Below are 313 nucleotides of genomic sequence, written 5' to 3'. Positions count from 1 at the left end.
GTCGGCGAGTGTGCCGTACAGCGAGGAGTTGTACGGGTTCACGGCGATGGCTCGTCGGGCCCAGTCCAGTGCTTGGTTGAAGTGGTGGCGTCCGGCTTCGAGGGCGGCCATGCCGCCCATCGCGGTGAAGTTGTCCGTCTTTTCCAGAGTGAGCGAGCGCTGAAAAGCCGCTTCGGCCTTGGGGTAGTACGTGGGGTCGGCGGTGGTCTTCGCTTGCTGGACGTAGTCGAGCCCCAGAGTGGCAAGGGCGGTCGCGTCATCGGGCTTGTGCCGTAGGTGGGCCTGGAGTCCGGTGATCTGGGCGGTGAGCGGA

At 65.5% G+C, this 313-nt stretch carries 1 protein-coding gene; it reads right to left on the bottom strand.

The features are described from left to right. Positions 1-313: tetratricopeptide repeat protein (locus tag C6N31_RS42760; protein ID WP_368860203.1), on the bottom strand; the 313-nt coding region annotated here is incomplete at both ends.

The organism is Streptomyces fildesensis, assembly GCF_016107395.1.
In the GTDB taxonomy this organism is placed as follows: domain Bacteria; phylum Actinomycetota; class Actinomycetes; order Streptomycetales; family Streptomycetaceae; genus Actinacidiphila; species Actinacidiphila fildesensis.
Note: the sequence above shows the minus strand (reverse complement) of the source record. Positions and strands in the feature narration are given on the sequence as shown.